21 protein-coding genes are annotated in these 19,373 nt (G+C 64.8%); 6 read left to right on the forward strand and 15 right to left on the reverse strand.

Translation table 11 applies throughout. From position 1 onward, the window contains the following. Positions 1-81: 81 nt before the first annotated feature. Positions 82-1,533, forward strand: coding sequence for a pyruvate kinase (gene pyk / locus E8E95_RS21560; RefSeq protein ID WP_280353760.1), 1,452 nt, complete (start codon positions 82-84; stop codon positions 1,531-1,533). 188 nt (positions 1,534-1,721) lie between these two features. Here pyk and E8E95_RS21565 read toward each other — a convergent pair whose 3' ends face one another. Genes E8E95_RS21565 through E8E95_RS21575 form a run of 3 tightly spaced genes read right to left on the reverse strand, consistent with a single transcriptional unit; the run spans position 1,722 to position 4,588 of the window. Continuing rightward, a complete protein-coding gene (locus tag E8E95_RS21565; RefSeq protein ID WP_280353762.1) occupies positions 1,722-2,495 on the reverse strand; it encodes an enoyl-CoA hydratase in 774 nt (257 codons plus the stop codon). A 31-nt stretch (positions 2,496-2,526) separates the two neighbouring features. Continuing rightward, positions 2,527-3,468 carry an iron-sulfur-binding ferredoxin reductase gene (locus tag E8E95_RS21570; protein ID WP_280353764.1) on the reverse strand — a complete coding sequence of 314 codons (942 nt, stop codon included), beginning with the start codon at positions 3,466-3,468 and terminating at the stop codon, positions 2,527-2,529. After that, positions 3,461-4,588: a GGDEF domain-containing protein gene (locus E8E95_RS21575; RefSeq protein WP_280353766.1), complete on the reverse strand. Its 1,128-nt coding sequence runs from the start codon at positions 4,586-4,588 to the stop codon at positions 3,461-3,463. The genes E8E95_RS21570 and E8E95_RS21575 overlap by 8 nt, the downstream gene beginning before the upstream one ends. A 214-nt stretch (positions 4,589-4,802) precedes the next feature. On the opposite strand from E8E95_RS21575, the gene E8E95_RS21580 reads away from it, so the two are divergent. Then, on the forward strand, positions 4,803-6,326 hold the full coding sequence (locus tag E8E95_RS21580; RefSeq protein ID WP_077526725.1) for a fumarate hydratase: 1,524 nt from the start codon (positions 4,803-4,805) through the stop codon (positions 6,324-6,326). Between the two features lie 126 nt (positions 6,327-6,452). Here E8E95_RS21580 and E8E95_RS21585 read toward each other — a convergent pair whose 3' ends face one another. Both E8E95_RS21585 and E8E95_RS21590 read right to left on the reverse strand, forming a co-directional pair. Next, positions 6,453-7,331 carry a carbon-nitrogen hydrolase family protein gene (locus E8E95_RS21585; RefSeq protein ID WP_280353769.1) on the reverse strand — a complete coding sequence of 293 codons (879 nt, stop codon included), beginning with the start codon at positions 7,329-7,331 and terminating at the stop codon, positions 6,453-6,455. Continuing rightward, complete coding sequence (locus tag E8E95_RS21590; protein ID WP_280353770.1) at positions 7,328-7,918, reverse strand: GNAT family N-acetyltransferase; 591 nt, start codon at positions 7,916-7,918, stop codon at positions 7,328-7,330. The genes E8E95_RS21585 and E8E95_RS21590 overlap by 4 nt, the downstream gene beginning before the upstream one ends. 113 nt (positions 7,919-8,031) lie before the next feature. On the opposite strand from E8E95_RS21590, the gene E8E95_RS21595 reads away from it, so the two are divergent. Beyond that, positions 8,032-8,430 (forward strand): nuclear transport factor 2 family protein, encoded by a 399-nt coding sequence (locus tag E8E95_RS21595; RefSeq protein WP_280353771.1) that lies wholly within the window; start codon positions 8,032-8,034, stop codon positions 8,428-8,430. A 4-nt stretch (positions 8,431-8,434) separates the two neighbouring features. Here E8E95_RS21595 and E8E95_RS21600 read toward each other — a convergent pair whose 3' ends face one another. From E8E95_RS21600 to E8E95_RS21635, 8 genes are all read right to left on the reverse strand, one after another. Then, positions 8,435-8,737 carry a ribbon-helix-helix domain-containing protein gene (locus tag E8E95_RS21600; RefSeq protein WP_028628683.1) on the reverse strand — a complete coding sequence of 101 codons (303 nt, stop codon included), beginning with the start codon at positions 8,735-8,737 and terminating at the stop codon, positions 8,435-8,437. A gap of 119 nt (positions 8,738-8,856) precedes the next feature. Beyond that, entirely contained in the window at positions 8,857-9,438 is a 582-nt protein-coding gene (locus tag E8E95_RS21605) for a DJ-1/PfpI family protein (RefSeq protein WP_280353773.1), read from the reverse strand. A gap of 105 nt (positions 9,439-9,543) precedes the next feature. After that, entirely contained in the window at positions 9,544-10,155 is a 612-nt protein-coding gene (locus tag E8E95_RS21610) for a DUF2846 domain-containing protein (protein ID WP_280353774.1), read from the reverse strand. An 81-nt stretch (positions 10,156-10,236) separates the two neighbouring features. Next, positions 10,237-11,394: a phosphatidylserine/phosphatidylglycerophosphate/cardiolipin synthase family protein gene (locus E8E95_RS21615; RefSeq protein WP_280354020.1), complete on the reverse strand. Its 1,158-nt coding sequence runs from the start codon at positions 11,392-11,394 to the stop codon at positions 10,237-10,239. Beyond that, positions 11,391-11,972: a YceI family protein gene (locus E8E95_RS21620; RefSeq protein WP_280353775.1), complete on the reverse strand. Its 582-nt coding sequence runs from the start codon at positions 11,970-11,972 to the stop codon at positions 11,391-11,393. Before E8E95_RS21620 ends, E8E95_RS21615 begins: the two co-directional genes overlap by 4 nt. Before the next feature lie 275 nt (positions 11,973-12,247). After that, on the reverse strand, positions 12,248-13,297 hold the full coding sequence (locus E8E95_RS21625) for an alkene reductase (protein WP_280353776.1): 1,050 nt from the start codon (positions 13,295-13,297) through the stop codon (positions 12,248-12,250). A gap of 15 nt (positions 13,298-13,312) precedes the next feature. Next, the gene (locus E8E95_RS21630) at positions 13,313-14,476 is read right to left on the reverse strand and encodes an MFS transporter (RefSeq protein ID WP_280353778.1); all 1,164 of its coding nucleotides are present in this window, start codon (positions 14,474-14,476) and stop codon (positions 13,313-13,315) included. A gap of 45 nt (positions 14,477-14,521) precedes the next feature. Beyond that, positions 14,522-14,830: a helix-turn-helix transcriptional regulator gene (locus E8E95_RS21635; protein ID WP_120654746.1), complete on the reverse strand. Its 309-nt coding sequence runs from the start codon at positions 14,828-14,830 to the stop codon at positions 14,522-14,524. Positions 14,831-14,952: 122 nt separating this feature from the next. Here E8E95_RS21635 and E8E95_RS21640 point away from each other — a divergent pair, with 122 nt between their 5' ends. After that, positions 14,953-15,534 carry an ACP phosphodiesterase gene (locus tag E8E95_RS21640; RefSeq protein WP_280353780.1) on the forward strand — a complete coding sequence of 194 codons (582 nt, stop codon included), beginning with the start codon at positions 14,953-14,955 and terminating at the stop codon, positions 15,532-15,534. 71 nt (positions 15,535-15,605) lie between these two features. Beyond that, positions 15,606-16,487, forward strand: coding sequence for a universal stress protein (locus tag E8E95_RS21645; protein WP_280353781.1), 882 nt, complete (start codon positions 15,606-15,608; stop codon positions 16,485-16,487). A 5-nt stretch (positions 16,488-16,492) separates the two neighbouring features. On the opposite strand, the gene E8E95_RS21650 is transcribed toward E8E95_RS21645, so the two are convergent. Both E8E95_RS21650 and olsB read right to left on the reverse strand, forming a co-directional pair. After that, entirely contained in the window at positions 16,493-17,266 is a 774-nt protein-coding gene (locus E8E95_RS21650) for a lysophospholipid acyltransferase family protein (RefSeq protein WP_280353782.1), read from the reverse strand. An 8-nt stretch (positions 17,267-17,274) separates the two neighbouring features. Beyond that, positions 17,275-18,045, reverse strand: a complete 771-nt coding sequence (olsB, locus tag E8E95_RS21655) for an L-ornithine N(alpha)-acyltransferase (RefSeq protein ID WP_280353783.1) — start codon at positions 18,043-18,045, stop codon at positions 17,275-17,277. A 138-nt stretch (positions 18,046-18,183) separates the two neighbouring features. Between olsB and E8E95_RS21660 the strand changes: the two genes are divergently transcribed. Continuing rightward, positions 18,184-19,071: an acyl-CoA dehydrogenase family protein gene (locus tag E8E95_RS21660; RefSeq protein ID WP_280353785.1), complete on the forward strand. Its 888-nt coding sequence runs from the start codon at positions 18,184-18,186 to the stop codon at positions 19,069-19,071. Positions 19,072-19,373 lie beyond the last annotated feature (302 nt).

A 19,373-nucleotide genomic window follows, 5' to 3' on the forward strand; every position in this document is an offset into this window, starting at 1 on the left:
CAGCGGGTAGTGCACAGGAACAATGACTACAGTTTTCTCGCGTAGTAGCCTCGCGCTCTGCTTGAAAAATGGAGTCTTCGCATGCCTTTCCGCCGCACCAAAATCGTCGCCACCCTCGGCCCGGCCAGCAACTCCCCGGAGGTCCTGGAGCAACTGATCATCGCGGGGCTGAACGTCGCCCGCCTGAACTTCTCCCACGGCAGCCCCGAAGAACACAAGGCACGCGCCCGTCTGGTCCGCGAGCTGGCCGCCAAGCACGGTCGCTTCGTCGCCCTGCTGGGTGACCTGCAAGGCCCGAAGATCCGCATCGCCAAGTTCGCCAACAAACGCATCGAACTGAAGGAAGGCGACAGCTTCCGCTTCTCCGTCACCCATCCGCGCGATGCCGGTAACCAGGAAGTGGTGGGCATCGACTACCCGGACCTGATCAAGGACTGCGGCGTCGGCGACGAGCTGCTGCTGGACGACGGTCGCGTGGTGATGCGCGTCGTCTCCACCACCGCTGACGAGCTCCACTGCACCGTGCTGATCGGCGGCCCGCTGTCCGACCACAAGGGCATCAACCGTCGCGGCGGCGGCCTGACCGCACCGGCGCTGACCGCCAAGGACAAGGCCGACATCAAACTGGCTGCGGAAATGGACCTGGATTACCTGGCCGTTTCCTTCCCCCGTGACGCCGCCGATATGGAACTGGCCCGCCGCCTGCGCGACGAAGCCGGTGGCAAGGCCTGGCTGGTGGCCAAGATCGAACGCGCCGAAGCCGTGGCCGACGACGATGCCCTGGACGGCCTGATCCGCGCCAGCGACGCCGTCATGGTGGCCCGTGGCGACCTGGGTGTGGAAATCGGCGACGCCGAACTGGTGGGTATCCAGAAGAAAATCATCCTGCACGCCCGCCGCTACAACAAAGCCGTGATCACCGCGACCCAGATGATGGAGTCGATGATCCATAGCCCGATGCCGACCCGCGCCGAGGTCTCGGACGTAGCCAACGCCGTGCTCGACTACACCGACGCCGTGATGCTGTCGGCCGAAAGCGCCGCCGGCGAATACCCGGTCGAGGCCGTACAGGCCATGGCGCGCATCTGCCAGGGCGCCGAGAAACACCCGGACACCCGCCGCTCCCACCACCGCGTCGGCCAGACCTTCGACCGCTGCGACGAAAGCATCGCCCTGGCGTCGATGTACACCGCCAACCATTTCCCGGGCATCAAGGCCATCATCTGCCTGACCGAAAGCGGCTACACCCCGCTGATCATGTCGCGCATCCGTTCCTCGGTGCCAATCTTCGCCTACTCCCCGCACCGCGAAACCCAGGCCCGCGTGGCGCTGTTCCGTGGCGTGGAGACCATCCCCTTCGACGCCGCTGCTCTGCCGCCGGAGAAGGTCAGCCAGATGGCCGTGGACGAACTGCTGCAACGCGGCGTGGTGACCAAGGGCGACTGGGTGATCCTGACCAAGGGTGACAGCTACACCACCCAGGGCGGCACCAACACCATGAAGATCCTCCACGTCGGCGACCTGCTGGTCTGATCTGACCTGGCCTGGAACGAAAAAAGCCGCCCTTCGGGGCGGCTTTTTTGTTTGCGCAAATGGGGATCAAAAATCTTGTAGGGGCGAATTCATTCGCCAAGCAGTCCGCAGGCCTGTCCTGCAAGGTTGAAGGGGGCAGCAAGCTGCCCTTAGCGAATGAATTCGCCCCCACAATCAAAGAGCTGGTGTCACACGAACTTCGAGAAATCCGGCTTGCGACGCTGGGTGAAGGCCGACAGCGCTTCGACCGCCTCAGGCGAACGCAGACGCTGGCTGAACAGCTCGCCCTCCTCCGAGATCACCCGACGCAATTCCTCGCGGCCCGGTGCCTGCATCAGGCGCTTGCTCGCGATCAGGGCCGAAGGCGCCAGGTCGAGGAAGCGCTGCGCGGCCTCGCGAGCGCGGGCCAGGGTCGCAGCACCATTTTCCAGGGCGGCGTTGGCAATACCCCAGTTGGCAGCCTGCTCACCGGTGAAGCCTTCGCCCAACAGCAGCAGCTCAGCCGCTTTTGCGTGACCAAGCAGGCGCGGCAGGATCAGGCTGGAACCAAACTCGGGACACAGGCCAAGGCTGACGAACGGCATCTTCAGCTTCGCATTGCAGCTCACATAGACCAGATCGCAGTGCAGCAACAGGGTAGTGCCGATACCTACCGCCGGACCACTTACCGCCGCCACCACCGGCTTGGGGAAGTCGAACAGCGCGCGCATGAACTGGAACACCGGGCTGTCCATCCCGCTCGGCGGTTCCTGCAGAAAGTCCACGATGTCGTTGCCGCTGGTGAAGCACTCTTCGCTGCCGGTGATCAGCACTGCCCGTACGCCAGCGTCGTCCCGCGCGGCATCCAGTATTTCGGCCATGCCGCTGTACATGGCGCGGGTCAGGGCGTTCTTCTTGTCCGGGCGGTTCATGCGCAGCGTCAGCAGGCCCTGCTCGCGCTCGACCAGAATGTGCTCACTCATGGCAAATCCTCGATTGGTGTTGGCCCGCAGCTCAGGTTTCGCGGGTCAGGAAGGTATCGGCCAGCAACTGGTTGCGGGGCAGGCCGGCCAGATAAAGCCGGCGCGCAAACTCCTCGACGCTGGCGGGGTGGCCGCAGAGTAAGGCGATGGTTTGCCGCGAAACAAGGCGGAATTGCGCCAAAACCTCTGGCAGCTCGGCCGGCGTGATCAGTTCGACGACAAGCCCGGAATGGTTTGCAGCCAGCTCGGCGAGGGATTTGGCCAGATAATGTCCGCCGGCGTCATGGGCCAGATGAATGATGCGGATAGGGCCCTGATGATGATTCCGCAGCGCGTCCCGCAGCAGCCCCCAAAGCGGCGCCAGTCCGGTGCCTGCGGCAAGGAACAACAGCGGCCGGGTGTCCCAGACCGGGTCATAGTGCAGCGCGCCGCCATGGAGTTCGCCCAGGCGCAGCTTGTCCCCCGGCACCAGCCGCCGGGCCCTGTCGCTGAACAATCCGGGCTTGCGGCAATCCAGGTGGAATTCGAGGAAGTCATCAAAACCCGGCAGGCTGGCCAGGGAATAGGGCCGGGCGACGCCCTCGTCATTCCACAGCAGGAGATGCTGGCCGGCGCTGTAACGTAGCGGCCGCGAAGGTACGAGTCGCAGGCGCAGGACCTCCGGGGCCGGCCAGTCGATGCCGACGATTTCGGCTTCCACGCCATCGCGCGCCGGGTCGAACACCTCGACCACCAGGTCTTGCACCACCAGGCACTGGCAGGACAGCCGCCACCCCTCGGCACGCTGGATACTGTCCAGCGCCTCGGGCCTGGCATCCGCCGGTTCACCGGACAGGCAGCGCACCAGGCAAGCGTGGCAACTGCCGGCGCGGCAACTGAAAGGCACGTTGCAGCCGCCCGCGTTCAAAGCGTCCAGCAGGTTGCTGGCGGGGGCTACGTTCCAACGTTTTCCGGCAACTTCGAGTTCAGGCACCCAGGCCCTCCCAGGCGGCATCGCAACGGTTACGTCCGCCGCGCTTCGCCCGATAGAGTGCCTGATCCGCACGCTGCAACGCATCATCCAGATCATCGCCGACCGTCAGCAAAGTCATGCCCGCCGACAGGCTCAACCGTTCCACCTGCACGCCCACCGGCTCAGCCTGCTCGAAGGCCTGACGCAGGCGCTCGCAGCAGGCGGTCAGGCGGTCCGCATCGCAGTTGGGCAGCAGCAGGACGAACTCCTCGCCACCGTAGCGTGCCAACACGTCGCCATCGCGCAGACAGGCCCGCGCCACGGCGGCGAAGGTCTGCAGCACCCGGTCACCGGCGGCGTGGCCGTGAACATCATTGATGCGTTTGAAATGGTCGAGGTCGATCAATGCCAGTCCGTGCTGGCGGTTCGGCGTCAGGCTGTCCAGTTCGCGGCCGGCCAGGCGCAGGAAATGACGGCGGTTGAACAGGCCGGTCAGTTCGTCGGTGGCGACCAGGTCTTCCAGCTGGCGCATCATTCCACGCAGGGTGTCCTGGTGCGCCTGCAGGGCGAAGCGGCGTTGACGCATGCGCTGGCGCAGCGCCTGGACATAACTGGCGAACAGGCTCAGCCAGGCCATCAGTACGAACAGTACGCAAACCTGCAGCAGCGCCAGGGCCGGGTCGGCCAGTTGCATCAGGTAGGCCTCGTACAGGTTGAGGCCCGCGAACGCGAAGAAGCCGATTGCTGCGCAACGGGCGAAGACCCTGGGCTTCAACTGGAACACGCCGAACATCATGATCAGCACGTAGACGGTCAACAGGGTGCCCCGCGCGTTGTCGACCATGGACATCAGCCAGGTGCTCCAGACCAGTGCGAGCAGCACCTGGGGTTCCGTCAGGCTGGGGTCGGAGAAACGCAGGTTGTGTCCGCTGAGGAACAGCCAGAACAGCGCGAGCTGGGACGCGGCAACAAGGCCGGAGCCGATCAGGGCAGTGCTCGGAGAAACCCGGAACAAGCCACCGATCATCGCCACCCAGCACAAGAGCAGGACCATCGAGTAGGTAGCCACAGCCATACCGAAGCGCTTCAGCAGCAGACTCTGCAAGGCTCTATGGCTGACCCGCTGGCTGGATGGGCTCATGGGGCTCCTTCCCGTAATGGCACCATGCCTTCAATGTACGCCTGTGATCACAAATTTCCTAGCCTGTAGGATCTGTCCGACAACCGACCAAGGTCGACTACCGGCGACTGTGCCCGACTGGCCCCACGCGCTATACTGCCGCGCCTTTTTTAGCCTCGCGCGCCGGGTCGTGGTCCGGCGCTTCCCTGATGTTCCCTCCAAGAGGAGCGCCCACATGACCGTGATCAAGCAAGATGATCTGATCCAGAGTGTCGCCGACGCCCTGCAGTTCATCTCCTACTACCATCCCGTGGATTTCATCCAGGCCATGCATGAGGCCTATCTGCGTGAAGAATCGCCCGCCGCACGCGATTCCATGGCGCAGATCCTGATCAACTCGCGCATGTGCGCTACCGGCCACCGCCCGATCTGCCAGGACACCGGTATCGTCACCGTGTTCGTCCGCGTCGGCATGGACGTGCGCTGGGATGGCGCCACCATGAGCGTGGACGACATGATCAACGAGGGCGTGCGTCGCGCCTACAACCTGCCGGAGAACGTCCTGCGCGCCTCCATCCTGGCCGACCCGGCGGGCGCCCGTAAGAACACCAAGGACAACACCCCGGCGGTCATCCACTACTCCATCGTTCCCGGCAACACCGTGGAAGTGGACGTGGCGGCCAAGGGCGGCGGCTCCGAGAACAAGTCGAAGATGGCCATGCTCAACCCGTCCGACTCCATCGTCGACTGGGTACTGAAGACCGTCCCGACCATGGGCGCCGGCTGGTGCCCGCCGGGCATGCTCGGCATCGGCATCGGCGGTACCGCCGAGAAGGCCGCAGTGATGGCGAAGGAAGTCCTGATGGACGAAATCGACATCCACGAGCTGAAGGCCCGCGGTCCGCAGAACAAGATCGAGGAAATGCGCCTCGAGCTGTTCGAGAAGGTCAACCAGCTGGGCATCGGTGCCCAGGGCCTGGGCGGCCTGACTACCGTACTCGACGTGAAGATCATGGACTACCCGACCCACGCCGCCTCGCTGCCGGTCTGCATGATCCCCAACTGCGCCGCTACCCGTCACGCCCACTTCGTGCTCGACGGCTCCGGCCCGGCCGAACTGGAAGCCCCGCCGCTGGACGCCTACCCGGAAATCGTCTGGGAAGCCGGCCCGTCCGCGCGCCGCGTCGACCTCGACACGATCACCCCGGAAGAAGTGCAGAGCTGGAAGCCGGGCGAGACCATCCTGCTCAACGGCAAGATGCTCACCGGCCGCGACGCTGCGCACAAGCGCATGGTCGACATGCTGAACAAGGGCGAAGAGCTGCCGGTGGACCTGAAAGGCCGCTTCATCTACTACGTCGGCCCGGTCGATCCGGTCGGTGACGAAGTGGTTGGCCCGGCTGGCCCGACCACCGCGACCCGCATGGACAAGTTCACTCGCCAGATTCTCGAGCAGACTGGCCTGCTGGGCATGATCGGCAAGTCCGAGCGTGGTCCGATCGCTATCGACGCAATCAAGGACAACAAGGCCGTCTACCTGATGGCCGTCGGCGGCGCCGCCTACCTGGTGGCCCAGGCGATCAAGAAGTCCAAGGTCCTGGCCTTCGCCGAACTCGGTATGGAAGCCATCTACGAGTTCGACGTGAAGGACATGCCGGTCACCGTCGCCGTCGACACCAACGGCGAGTCGGTGCACATCACCGGCCCGGCGATCTGGCAACAGAAGATCGCCGAGAACCTGGCGGTGGAAGTGAAGTAAGCCTTCACCTTCGCTGAATGAAAAAGCCCGGCCATGCGCCGGGCTTTTTTTATGCTCCCGTAGGTTGTGGCAGAGCGGAGCGAAGCCCAACATCGCTGCGTTGGGCTTCGCAGGCTCAGCACCAACCTACAAAAGCTGTGCCTGGTCGAATTGCTCTGGCCAATCCCGCCGGGTGACCACCTGCCCTTCCGTACGCACCCGGCTCACCTCGTCCAGATCCAGGTCGCAGATCAGCCACTGGCTGGACGCGGGGCAGAGGTCGGGGCTTTCGGCGATGACGCCGTTGCTCGGCATGCCGTAGTCCGGCGGCACGTAGAGGCCGGCACGGCCGATGTTTTCGTCCAGCGCCGGTGACCAGGGGGCGAGTCCAACGGTAGGCGACTGGAGGACGGCGATCTGGTTCTCCAGGGCACGTGCCTGGGCACCGATGCGCACGCGGTTGTAGCCGGCTTCGGTGTCAGTGCAACTGGGGGCGAGGATCAGGTCGGCGCCGCCTTCGGCAAGGGTGCGCGCCAGCAGGGGGAACTCGTTGTCGTAGCAGATCAGGATGCCCAGTCGCCCCAGGGCCGTGTCGAACACCTTCAGCCCCTCCCCTGCCGCGATGCCCCATTGCTCCCGCTCGAAGCGGGTCATGATCAGCTTGTCCTGATAGCCCAGTTCACCGCCCGGGCCGAACAGCCAGGCACGGTTGCGGAATCGCCCATCCGCATCACGTACCGGCAGGCTGCCGGGTTGCAGGTAGACACCGAGCTTCGCGGCGATGCCGGCACACAGTGCCCGCCAGTCCTGCAGGAGGGGCTGGATACCGACGATGGACGCCTGCAGGTCCCCTCGCTCGTCCGGCGGCAACTGACCGGCCAGCACCAGGCCGGCGTACTCGGGCAGCACCAGCAGCTTCGCGCCTGCCGCAGCCGCCTCGGCGCACAGCCCCTCCAGGTGAGTGGCGTAGGCCTCCCAGCTTTCATGCAGCTCGATGGCGTACTGGCAGGCGGCGATCCTGATCATGGGGTGAGCTCCTTGAGCCAGAAGGACATGGGTTTGGCTGACTCTTCATCTTCATCCAGGTCACGCCAGTGGAATTCGGTGCGCAATTCCGGGTGATGGCGATAGCCACGCCGCGACCAGAATTCATTGAGCGGCTGGTAGCCCGGCGGCCGTCGTGGATGAGTGGCCGGTCGTTCCACCGCGCAGAAGGCGCAATGCGCAAAACGCCCAAGTCGCCGTGCATAAGCCTCGCGCTCGGTGAAAAAGCGCACGCCTAGCCCAGTGCCCCGGTACTCTGCCTGCAGCACCGACTCGCCGAAGTAGAAGATGCGCTGCGGGTCCCAACCCTGCTCTCGGAATGGTCGCTGGAATTCTTCGGTTTCATCCGCCATCGGCAGACCGGTGGAAGCCCCCACTACACGCGCGTCATCCAGGGCCAGGACGAACAGGCTCTCCGGCGATTCAGCGTAGGTGGCGAGATAGCGCGCTTCGTACTCCAGCGTGCCGTCGTAGAGGTACGGAAACTCGCGGAATACCGTCAGGCGAAGGCGTGCGAGGTCATCGATGTGAGGCGCGATGGCTGCGCCCTGGAGAAGTCGGATCTGCATCGGATCGGTCATTCTGGGGAAGTGGATGACGTCCCTGGCTAAGTCGGGCTCCGGTCAGGAACCTATCATGCCGGACACGGACCGAATGACCCCATTGCGACAGGAACCCAACCATGACCGCTACCGAACTGGTGCAAGCCTATTACACCGCTTTCAACGCCAGCGACATGCCAGCCTTCCTCGCCCTGCTCAGCGAGGATGTGGTGCACGACATCAACCAGGGCGAACGCCAGCAGGGCAAGGCGGCCTTCGCCGCGTTCATGGACAAGATGAACCGCTGCTACAAGGAGCGGCTGTCGGACATCGTGGTCATGCAGAGCGCCGACGGCAGTCGCGCCGCTGCCGAGTTCGTGGTGCACGGCCAGTACCTGTCCAACGATGAGGGCCTGCCGCCAGCCAATGGCCAGACCTATGTGCTGCCGGCCGGCGCCTTCTTCCATATCCACTGCGGCAAGATTGCTCGCGTGACCAACTATTACAACCTGAACGACTGGCTCGAACAGGTGGTTTGAGGGCTCAGCCCTGCACGCGCGCCTTCGGCAGCTCGACAACCGTGGCGCGGCGCTGGGCCAGGTAGCGGGTGCAGCTCACCCGCAGGAACGAGGCGAAGTTGACCACCTCGCCGCGGTATTCCATCACCTCGTCGTAGAGCTTGGTGATGAGCTGGTTGGTGGTCATGCCATCCACCTCGGCGATTTCCCGAAGGATGTCCCAGAACTGGTTCTCCAGCCGCAGGGTGGTCACCACCCCGCGAATGCGCAGCGAGCGCGAACGGGACTCGTAGAGGATGGGATCGGCCTTGACGTACAGCTCGCACATGGCGTGCCTCCTGTTTCTGGCGATGCGGGATCAATTGGGCCAGGTAGGTTGTGGCAGAGCGCAGCGAAGCCCAACACACGCGATTGTTGGGCTTCGCACAGCTCAGCCACAACCTACGATCACGGCTCGATTTTCGTCCCGAGCAGCTTGAGGAACGCCGCCAGCCACGCAGGATGCGCCGGCCAGGCCGGGGCGGTGACCAGGTTGCCCTGGGTGTGCGCGGCATCGACCGGGATATCCACATACTGGCCACCCGCAAGCCTGACTTCCGGACCGCAGGCCGGATAAGCACTGCACTCGCGCCCTTCCAGCACGCCGGCAGCCGCCAGCAGCTGAGCACCGTGGCAAACGGCGGCAATGGGTTTGCCAGCCTTGTCGAAGGCCTTCACCAGCTCCAGCACGGTGGCGTTCAGGCGCAGGTATTCCGGCGCACGACCGCCCGGGATCAGCAGGGCGTCGTAGTCCTCTGCCTTGACCTTGGCGAAGTCGAAGTTGAGGGCGAAGTTGTGACCCGGTTTCTCGCTGTAGGTCTGGTCGCCTTCGAAATCATGAATGGCGGTACGCACGCTCTGGCCGGCGATTTTGTCCGGGCACACGGCGTGCACGGTGTGACCGACCATCAGCAGGGCCTGGAACGGCACCATGGTTTCGTAGTCTTCGGCGTAGTCGCCGACCAGCATCAGAATCTTCTTCGCGGCCATATCGCATCCTCCTGGATTGGAAGCCCTGAGGCTTCAAAGGTAGCCAATTATCCGCGCCGCCCTTCGATCACGGGTAATAGGCCCCTACTACAGGCGTGCCGAATGTCAGATGCCGATCTTGTCCAGCGCCTTACCCACGCCCCGCCAGAACCCTTCCTGCGGACGTACCATCTCGCCGCTGGCGGCGATCCGCTCGCTCGGCTGCACCTGGCGCGTAGCGGTGATTTCCTGGCTGCCCAGGGACTCGTCCACCAGTTGCAGCGGCCCATTGCCCGCGCCGGGCTGGTCGCTGTTCTTCGGCGGCGGGTCCAGTTCGTCGTAACGCAGGTAGTACGTATGCCCGCCGGCCGCGTCCAGGACGAACGAGGTGATGAGGGTGAAGTCCAGCGGGCCATCGGCGAACAGGGTCCAGTAGCTGCCGAACAGCGGACGGCGCATTTCCAGCTTGTAGCTGGCGGTATCGAACTCCAGCACCAGATAACCGTTGCTCGGCAGGCTGCCGATCAGTTCGTTGTTGAGGAAGAGGCCCGGCGCTTCCAGTTCCTGGTCGGCCCATTGGCTTTGCGGCCGGTACAGGTAGACCAGCGCGTGCTCCGCATCACTCGGTGCGACGGCCTGGAATGCCGGCCCCTGGGTTGCACCGAAGAACGCACCGGGGGTGGAACAACCGCCCAGCACGGCGCAAAGCAGCAGGATCGGCAGATATCGGCGGCCCATGCAGCCACTCCCTCTTGTTGTAGTGGAGCAAGCCTAGCCCGGCATCGGTTCGCAGGCACCCGACGAAAGTGCGGCGCCCCGCTAACGGCGCCGATCGAGCAGGTTCACCACCAGGCGGTCCAGCCAGCCCCAGAGCCGCTGACGCAGGCGTTTGACCAGGGGCCGGGCATGCCAGTCGTCCATGGTGATCTCGCGGCTATCAGCGAAATCCTGGCGCATGCAGGCATCGACTGCCTGGGTGAAACTCAGGTCCAGCGCCTCGACGTTGGCCTCCAGGTTGAAGCGCAGGTTCCAGTGGTCGAAGTTGCAGGAACCGACGCTGACCCAGTCATCGGCCAGCGCCATCTTCAGGTGCAGGAAGCGCTTCTGGTATTCGAATATCCGCACCCCGGCACGCAGGAGGCGCGGGTAGTAACGCTGGCCGGCGAAGCGTATCGGCGGGTGGTCGGTGTGACGGCTGGTGAGCAGCAGGCGTACCTCGACCCCCTGTCGTGCGGCCTTGATCAGGGCACGGCGAACCTTCCAGCTCGGCAGGAAGTAGGGCGTCGCCAGCCACACGCGATTGCGCGCCGTGCGAATGCTGCGCACCAGTGACTGGACGATGTCGCGATGCTGACTGGCATCGGCGTAGGCCAGACGCCCAAGCCCTTCGCCCATCGCCGGATAGGGCGGCAAGTGTGCCAGCCCCGGCGCCTCTCCCGACTTCCACGGGCGGCGGCCGAGGTTGGCCAGCCACTGGTAGTCGAAGATCAGTTGCCAGTGCGCCACCAGCGGCCCTTCGATGGCCACCATCACCTCGTGCCAGCGGCTGCTCTCCTGGGCCGGGTCCCAGAATTCGTCGGTTGCCCCGGTGCCACCCACGAAGGCCAGCCGGTCATCCACCACGAGTATCTTGCGATGGTCGCGATACAGGTTCCGGAAGCCGCTTCGCCAGCGCAGCGGGTTGTAGAACTGCAGCAGCACCCCGGCATCGTTGAGCCGGTCACGAAGCGCGCGGCCAAGTTTCAGGCTGCCGAAATCATCGAACAGGCAACGCACGCGTACGCCGCGCACGGCGGCGACGCACAGGGCATCCACCAGCGCCTCGCTGCAGCGACCGTCTTCCACCAGGTACAGCTCCAACGCGACCTGGTACTCAGCCCGGGCAATGGCGGTGAGCATGGTCGGAAAGAACTGAGGGCCGTCAATCAGCAACTCGAGGCGGTTGCCGGACTTCCAGGGGAAGATCTGCCCCATCAGCGCTCCGTGAAGATCAGCACGGCACCTACCGGCACCGACAGGCTGATGCCGGGCAGGCCGGCGAGTTTGCGCAGCCCATCGAGTGCAGTGGTCAGGCCGAAGTCCTCCACCTGAAGCACCAGCGGCGCCAGGGTCACCACCTGGAAGCGATGGTCGTCCAGGCGGGTGGCCAAGAGTTCTGCGCGGTATTGATGCTGCTTGTCGCGAATCTTCACGGTGAGCGGCAGGCCCAGCTCCAGTTGCGCGCCGGGCGCCAGATCGGTGATTGGACGCAGATCCAGCTGGGCGCTGACTTCGGCCTCGGGGTACTTGGCGATGTCGAAGAACTGATCACGCAGGCGCTGATCGCGCAGCGGAACTCCTGTGCTGACCGACTCGAGCTCGATGCGCAGGTGGGCCTTGCCATCCTTGCCGATCTTGCCGTGCAGGGTGGGGAAGCGGTGCACCTCGGAGATGCTGCCAGCCTTGGTGGAGATGAAGGATATCCGCGACGACTCGTTGTCCAGGTACCAGCTTGCATGAACCGGCAGCGCCAGCGCGGCGAGCAGGGCAATGAGTGGGCGTATCGATTTGTGCATGCGGGCTTCCTTTGGCATGTCGCTGACGGCCGGAAGACTTCGGCCGGACTCCATTGGTCACACGAATCGCCGCCGGGTTCCCCTGTGGGGCGGTCCCGACGGACGGACAATGGATGCAAAGCTACCAGAGGAAACGAATTTTGGGGCTCGGCAAGACATCTGTAGGGGCGAATTCATTCGCCAGGCAGGCCGAAGGTCTGCGCTCTGGCAAACCCTCGCGGGACCGCTGCGCGGTCCTTGGCGAATGAATTCGCCCCTACAAGGCCGGTTGTGCGTTACAGGCGCGGGTAGTCGATGTAGCCCACCGGGCCCTTGGCGTAGAAGAGTTCCGGGCGCGGCTCGTTCAGCGGTGCTTCCAGGCGCAGGCGCTCGGGCAGGTCGGGGTTGGCGATGAAGGGAACGCCGAAAGCCACGGCATCGGCCTTGCCGCTTTCCAGCCAGGCAGCGGCGCTATCCCGGGTAAAGCGCTCGTTGGCGATGAAGACACCACCGAAGGCTTCCTTCAGCGCGGGCGTCAGGCTGTCCTCGCCTTCCTTCTCGCGAGCGCAGAGGAAGGCCACGCCACGCTTGCCCAGTTCACGGGCGACATAGCCGAAGGTGCCGGCCAGATCGGAATCGCCCATGTCATGCAGATCGGCACGCGGCGACAGGTGCACGCCTACACGGCCAGCGCCCCACACCTTGATCGCGGCATCGGTGACTTCCAGCAACAGGCGGGCACGGTTCTCGATGGAACCGCCGTACTGGTCGGTGCGCTTGTTGGTGCCGTCCTGGAGGAACTGGTCCAGCAGGTAACCGTTGGCAGCGTGGATTTCCACACCGTCGAAACCGGCGACCTGGGCGTTCTCGGCACCAATGCGGTAGGCCTCGACTATGTCGGCAATCTCTTCGGTTTCCAGGGCACGCGGCACCTGATAGTCACGCAGCGGACGCAGCAGGCTGACGTGGCCCTTGGCGGCGATGGCGCTGGGCGCTACCGGGGCTTCGCCGTCCAGATAGCTCGGGTCGGAGATACGGCCAACGTGCCAGAGCTGCAGGACGATCTTGCCGCCGTTGGCGTGGACCGCCTTGGTGATGTTGCTCCAGCCCTTCACCTGCTCGTCGGACCAGATACCGGGGGTATCCGGGTAGCCAACGCCCAGGGGCGTGACGGAGGTGGCTTCACTGATGATCAGCCCGGCGGACGCGCGCTGGGTGTAGTACTCGGCCATCAGGGCGTTGGGTACGCGGCCCTCGTCGGCGCGGCAGCGAGTCAGCGGCGCCATGATGATGCGGTTGGAAAGTTCCAGGTCGCCGATCTTGATCGGGTCGAAGAGCGTGGGCATGTCGTTTACCTCGGGTCAGTCGAGAGCCGCTTGCAGCTCGGGAGTACGGTTGCTGAAGGTGAGCAGGGTCGCTATCAGGGCGAGAATCGCCAGCACGGCAGCGGCCAGGGGAACTGTGGTGAGGCCGTAGCCCTGGCTGATGACCAGGCCTCCGACCCAGGCGCCAAGGGCATTGCCCATGTTGAAAGCGCCGATGTTCAGGGTGGAAACCAGGTTCGGCGCGGCGCTGCCGAAGTTCACCACGTTGACCTGCAGGGCCGGCACGGCGGCGAAGGCGGCGGTGGCCCAGAGGAACAGGGTGATTTCCGTGGGGATCAGCGCGGCGCTGGTCCAGGTCAGGGCACTGGAAGCAACAGCCAGGGCGACGAACACACCCATCAGGGTCTGTGCCAGTTTCCAGTCGGCCAGGCGGCCACCGATCACGTTACCCAGCGTCAGGCCAAGGCCGATCAGCAACAGGGTCCAGGTCACGCCACGGGGAGAAACACCGGTCACCTCGCCGAGCAGCGGCGCAACGTAGGTGAAGATGCAGAACACGGCGGCCGAGAACAGCACGGTGGTGGACAGCGCCAACCACAGCCCGGCACCCCGCAGGGCCGCGAATTCAGCGCGGATGTCGGTGGCCTCTTCATCGTCCTGGCGCGGCAGTACCCGCCACAGGCCGATCAGCGCAGCGATGCCGATCAGGGTCACGGCCCAGAAGGTCGAACGCCAGCCAGCGACCTGGCCCAGGGCGGTGCCCAGGGGAACGCCCAGCACGTTGGCCAGGGTCAGGCCGGTGAACATCAGGGCGACGGCGGAAGCCTTGCGGTTGGCCGGCACCAGGCTCGCAGCCACCACCGAACCGATACCGAAGAAGGCGCCATGGCAGAGCGCGGTAACGACACGCGCCAGCATCAGCAGGCCGTAGTTGGCGGCGATGGCGCAGAGCAGGTTACCGATGATGAACACGCCCATCAGCGCCAACAGGGCGCGCTTGCGTGGCAGCTTCGAGGTGAGCATCGCCATGAACGGCGCGCCGATGGCGACGCCCAGCGCATAACCGGTGACCAGCCAGCCGGCGCCGGGGATGGACACGCCGAGGTCGGCGGCCACCTCGGGCAGCAGGCCCATGATGACGAATTCGGTTGTGCCTATCGCAAAAGCGGACAAGGCGAGGACGAGAAGCGCAGTAGGCATTGGCCTGCTCCTGGGAAGATTTTCGGGTTGTGGCAGGTGCTGCAGTTACAGCTCGTCGCTCATCTGGCGAAGAAATTCAGCGATGACGGCTTCGTTGCGTTTGAAGAAGTTCCATTGGCCCACCTTGCGGCTGGTCACCAGTCCGGCACGCTGCAAGGTCGCCAGGTGCGTCGAGACGGTGGACTGGGACAGCCCGCAGCGCTGGTCGAACTTGCCGGCGCAGACGCCGATTTCGAACGGGTGGTCCTGCTCGACGAAGTACTTTTCCGGTTCCTTGAGCCACTGCAGCATCTCGCGTCGCACTGGATGGGCGAGTGCCTTGATGATTTCGTCGAGGTCTATCTGTGTGCTCATGGCCGTGGATTCGTATATCGAGATGGAACGAACTTTATATCGAGAAAAGACGATACGGAATTGTTTGTGCCAATAGTCATCATCAACCGCCATGATAAAACCGCCTGGGGTAAGCTCGGCCAATGAACTACCTCGCTCACCTCCATCTCGGCGGCTCGCAGCCCGCGCAACTGCTCGGCAGCCTGTATGGCGACTTCGTCAAAGGGCCGCTGGCCGGGCGTTGGCCAGCGGATATCGAAGCCGGAATCCGCCTGCACCGGCGCATCGACGCTTTCACCGACAGCCATCCCCTCATTACCCAGGCCAAGCTGCGCTTTCCCAGCGAGCGGCGGCGATTCGCCGGCATCCTGCTGGATGTCTTCTTCGACCATTGCCTGGCCCGCGACTGGCAGCTCTACGCCGCCGAACCGCTGGACGCCTTCACTCACCACGTCTACCAGGTCCTGGGCGACGAACCCGAACTGCCCGGCCGCCTGGCCCTAATCGCGCCCCGCATGGCCGCGCAGGATTGGCTGGGGAGCTACCGGGAGTTCGAGACGCTGGAACTGGTCATCAACGGGATATCGCGACGCTTTTCCCGCCCCGAAAGGCTGGCCGGCGCCATGGCCGAGCTGGAAGCCCTGTACCTGCCCCTCAGCGATGACTTCCGGCAGTTTTATCCACAGCTCCAGCAATTCGCAGGAACCCAGCAAAGCCACGGTTGATCTGCATCAAGGGAAACTTCTTACATCTGCAGTGGAATGGGCCTACAGGAATCCGCTACTGGAGGTGCCAGATGAAAGCATTGATGCTCGCGACCGACCTTTCCAACCGTTCCGACCGTGCCCTGCGGCGAGCGGCGCGCCTGGCCCATCAGTTCAACTGCCCCTGGTTCATCCTGCACGTGGTCGATGACGACCAGCCGCAATTGCGCATCGAGTTGGAAGTGGAACAGGTCCGCCGCTATCTGAACGAGCAGATGGACTTCTTCACCGAGCTGGCCGGCCGCGCGCCGGAGATCTGGGTGGAAGTGGGCGACCCGGCCAAACACATCGCCGACTGCACCCGCTGGGCCGAAATCGATCTGCTGGTAGTCGGCAGCCACCGCAAGAGCCCACTGCGCGACATCTTCACGGGGACCACCCTGGAGCGCCTGCTGCGCACCAGCCATGTACCGATCCTGCTGGTGAACAAGGCGGCTGAAGACGACTACCTGATGCCCCTGCTGGCCCTGGACTGCTCCCCGGCTTCCGCCCAGGCGGTGCGTGCCGCCGACGCACTGGGTCTGTTGCCGAAGACCGGCGCCAAGGCGCTGCATGCCTTCGACCCGCTGGGCGGCGCCATGATGCTGGCGGCCTCTGCCGGCGTCGGGGCGATCCCGGGTGACTACGGCGCCGACGAACGCCGCCGTGCCACGGCTGCGCTGGATGAGTTCCTGCTTCGCGAAGAGCTGGGCGGCCACATCGATCAGCGCCTGATCGAGGAAGGCCAGCCCATGACCGCACTGCGGCGCGTGCTGGATCGCGACCCCGTCGACCTGCTGGTGATAGGCACGCGGGGATTGACCGGCATGAAGCGGATACTGATCGGCAGCGTCGCCGATGCCGCCATACGCGAGCTGGACTGCGACATCCTCGCGGTGCCGCCAATCCGCTGGCCGGACCAGGACAAGGCCTGACCCACTCAGGCGGCCAAGGCCTCGTCTTCCTCCTCTGCGAAGAGCGCCAGTTGCACGGCGCTCTTCGCTTTCTGACTGAGCACCGTGCGGGTCAATCCCTGGCTCGGCACGGGTTCGAGCAGCTGGATTTCCACCTCCGCCCGGTCACTGCGCAGCAGACGGACCAGATGCGAAAGCAGGTCGTCTTCGCCGATGAAGGGCGCGACATCGTCACGCTGGCCATCGCGCAGGTAACGGATGGCCACCGGCTGCACCGGCACGCCGGTCTCCACGGCGCTGGTCAGCAGGCGACTGTGGAAGGCCTTCAGCAGGCTGCCGTCGGTGGTCGTGCCTTCCGGGAAGATCAGCAGGTTGCGGCCATCGCCCAGGTGACGGGCGAGTTGCTGCCCAACCAGTCCGCTATCCCCTGACCCACGCCGGATGAACAGCGTGCCGGCCTTGTGCGCCAGCCAACCGGCGACCGGCCATGAGCGCACCTCGGCCTTGGACAGGAAGGACAACGGCGCCACGGCACCGAGCAGCGGGATATCGGTCCAGGACACGTGGTTGCTGACCCAGAGCATCGGCTGATCCGGCACGCGGCCGCTGACGCGTACGCGAAACGGCAAGGCCCCGGTCAAGCGTTTGAGGAACCAGCGGGTCAGACGCTGCCGGCTGGCCATCAACTCGGCGCGCCCCAGGCGTTCCAGTACGGTCACCCAGGCAGCCAGCGACAGGCCGAGGCCAATCACCGCCAGCAGCCGGATAACGCGAGCGTAGAAACGTACGGACTTCAGCATGCCCGGCCTCAGACCGCCGCCTTGAAGTGGCGGGCGTAACGCGGGCAGAGCTCATCGCGCTTGAGCAGGATGAACACGTCGGCCACCTGGAAGTCCGGGTCCCAGCAGGGTTCGCCACAGACCTTCGCACCCAAGCGCATGTAGGCCTTCAGCAGCGGTGGCATCTCGGTGATCACGTTGCCCGGCAACTCCAGCATGGGCAGCGGGTTCTTCGGCTCGGCGCGCAGATGTTCGGTGCACAGGTAACGCTCGCGCAGGCGCTGCATGATGGCCTGGGCCTGAATACCGCCGTCCTGCATGGGAATGCTGGCGCAGCCCATCAGGTAGCGGTAGCCGCCCTGGTTCAGCACCTCGGCCAGTTCACCCCAGAGGACGGCGATGGTCGCGCCATTGCGGTAGGCCGGAGCGACACAGGTGCGGCCGATTTCCAACACCGGGCCCTGCAATTCGCCGAGCCCGTGGAGGCTGAATTCCTCTTCGCTGTAGAAGCGGCCCAGGTCGTGGGCGGCCTGGTGGTCGAGCAGGCGGGTGGTGGCGACCAACTCGCCGCTGTCCAGGTCGCGCACGCCGATGTGCTCGCAGTGCGGATCGTAGTCATCCATGTCGAGACCGAACTCGGCACCTTGCAGCTTGGCGTCGAACTCGGCGCTGAACACGCGGAAACGCAGGGCCTGTGCCTCACGCAACGCAGCGATGCCTTCCAGGCGCTCGGCCTGCAGGCGGCGAGGGCTCTTCCCGTTGGGTGCGACACTGTCGCGGGTCATGGCGATCTGGGTCATGAATAAGCCTCCGTAGGCCGGCTCGATCCCGGTTGCAGCCGGACGATCTTGTTGTGCAAGCTCAGGCTAGGTAGACCCGGTGTCACCCCCATGACCGTCTCGTGATGCTTGCATGACAACCCCCTTGAGGAATCCCCAATGCCCTGGCAACGCCTGCTCGAAGCTTCCGCCCGCCTGCCGTCCGGCCAGCCCCTGGACGACTGGTACGGCGCTCTGCTGGACCGATTGGGCGAGGTCACGCCCTTCGAACTCGCCGTCCTCGGCGGCAAGCTGGCGCCTACGCCCGGGCTGGCCTTCCTCGCGGGTTACCAGGGTGCCCTGAGACTGCTCTGGCCATCAGCGCCGCTGAGCCTGGGTGCGCTATGCGTAACCGAGAATCGCAGCGTGCGCCCGGCGGACATGCAGACGCGCCTGGCGAGCCTCAGCCTCAGCGGCCGCAAGGATTTCGTCACGGCCGGAAATGCCGCCGACTGGCTGCTGGTGGCGGGCCGCGAAGAGAACGACGGCGAGTCGCCGCGCCTGGCGCTGGTGGTGGTTCGCAATGGCGCTCCCGGTGTGCAGGTCGAGCAACTCAAGCCGTTGCCGCTGATGCCCGACGTTCCCCACGCCCGCCTGCATCTTGAAGGTGCCCATTGCGAACGTCTGGCCGGCGATGGCTGGGACGCCTACGTGAAACCCTTCCGCAGCATCGAAGACCTTCATGTCCTCGCCGCGCTGGTTGCCTGGCTGTATGGCATTGGCCGCGACAGTGCCTGGCCGCAAGCGCTGCAACTGCGCTTGCTGGCCCTGCTCAGCGGCGCCGCCGAAGTATCCCGCCAATGCGCCACCACCCCGACGATGCACCTGCTGCTGGCCGCCCTCTTCGTCGAGTTCAAGGCGCTGAAACCGGAACTGGATACCGCCTTCGCCAGCGGTCCGGCGGAATGGGCCGACCTCTGGAAACGCGACCAGGGCGTGCTGGAAATCGCCAGCGGACCGAGGGCCAAGCGGCTGGAAAAAGCCCTGGCAGCACTGAGCATGGCCTGACTTTCCCGTAGGTTGTGGCAGAGCGCAGCGAAGCCCAACAAGCGACCGCGCGGACCTTTCGTGTTGGGCTTCGCATAGCTCAGCCCAACCTACAAAAGCCAGTTCGCGATTGAAGCTGCCGGCGCTTGGCATGACCTGATTCCCGTAGGTTGTGGCAGAGCGCAGCGAAGCCCAACAAGCAACCGCGCGGACCTTTCGTGTTGGGCTTCGCATAGCTCAGACCAACCTACAAAAGCCAATTCGCGATTGAAGCTGCCGGCCCTTGGCATGGCCTGATTCCCGTAGGTTGTGGCAGAGCGCAG

This window comes from Pseudomonas sp. BN414, from assembly GCF_029871275.1.
In the GTDB taxonomy this organism is placed as follows: Bacteria; Pseudomonadota; Gammaproteobacteria; order Pseudomonadales; family Pseudomonadaceae; genus Metapseudomonas; species Metapseudomonas resinovorans_C.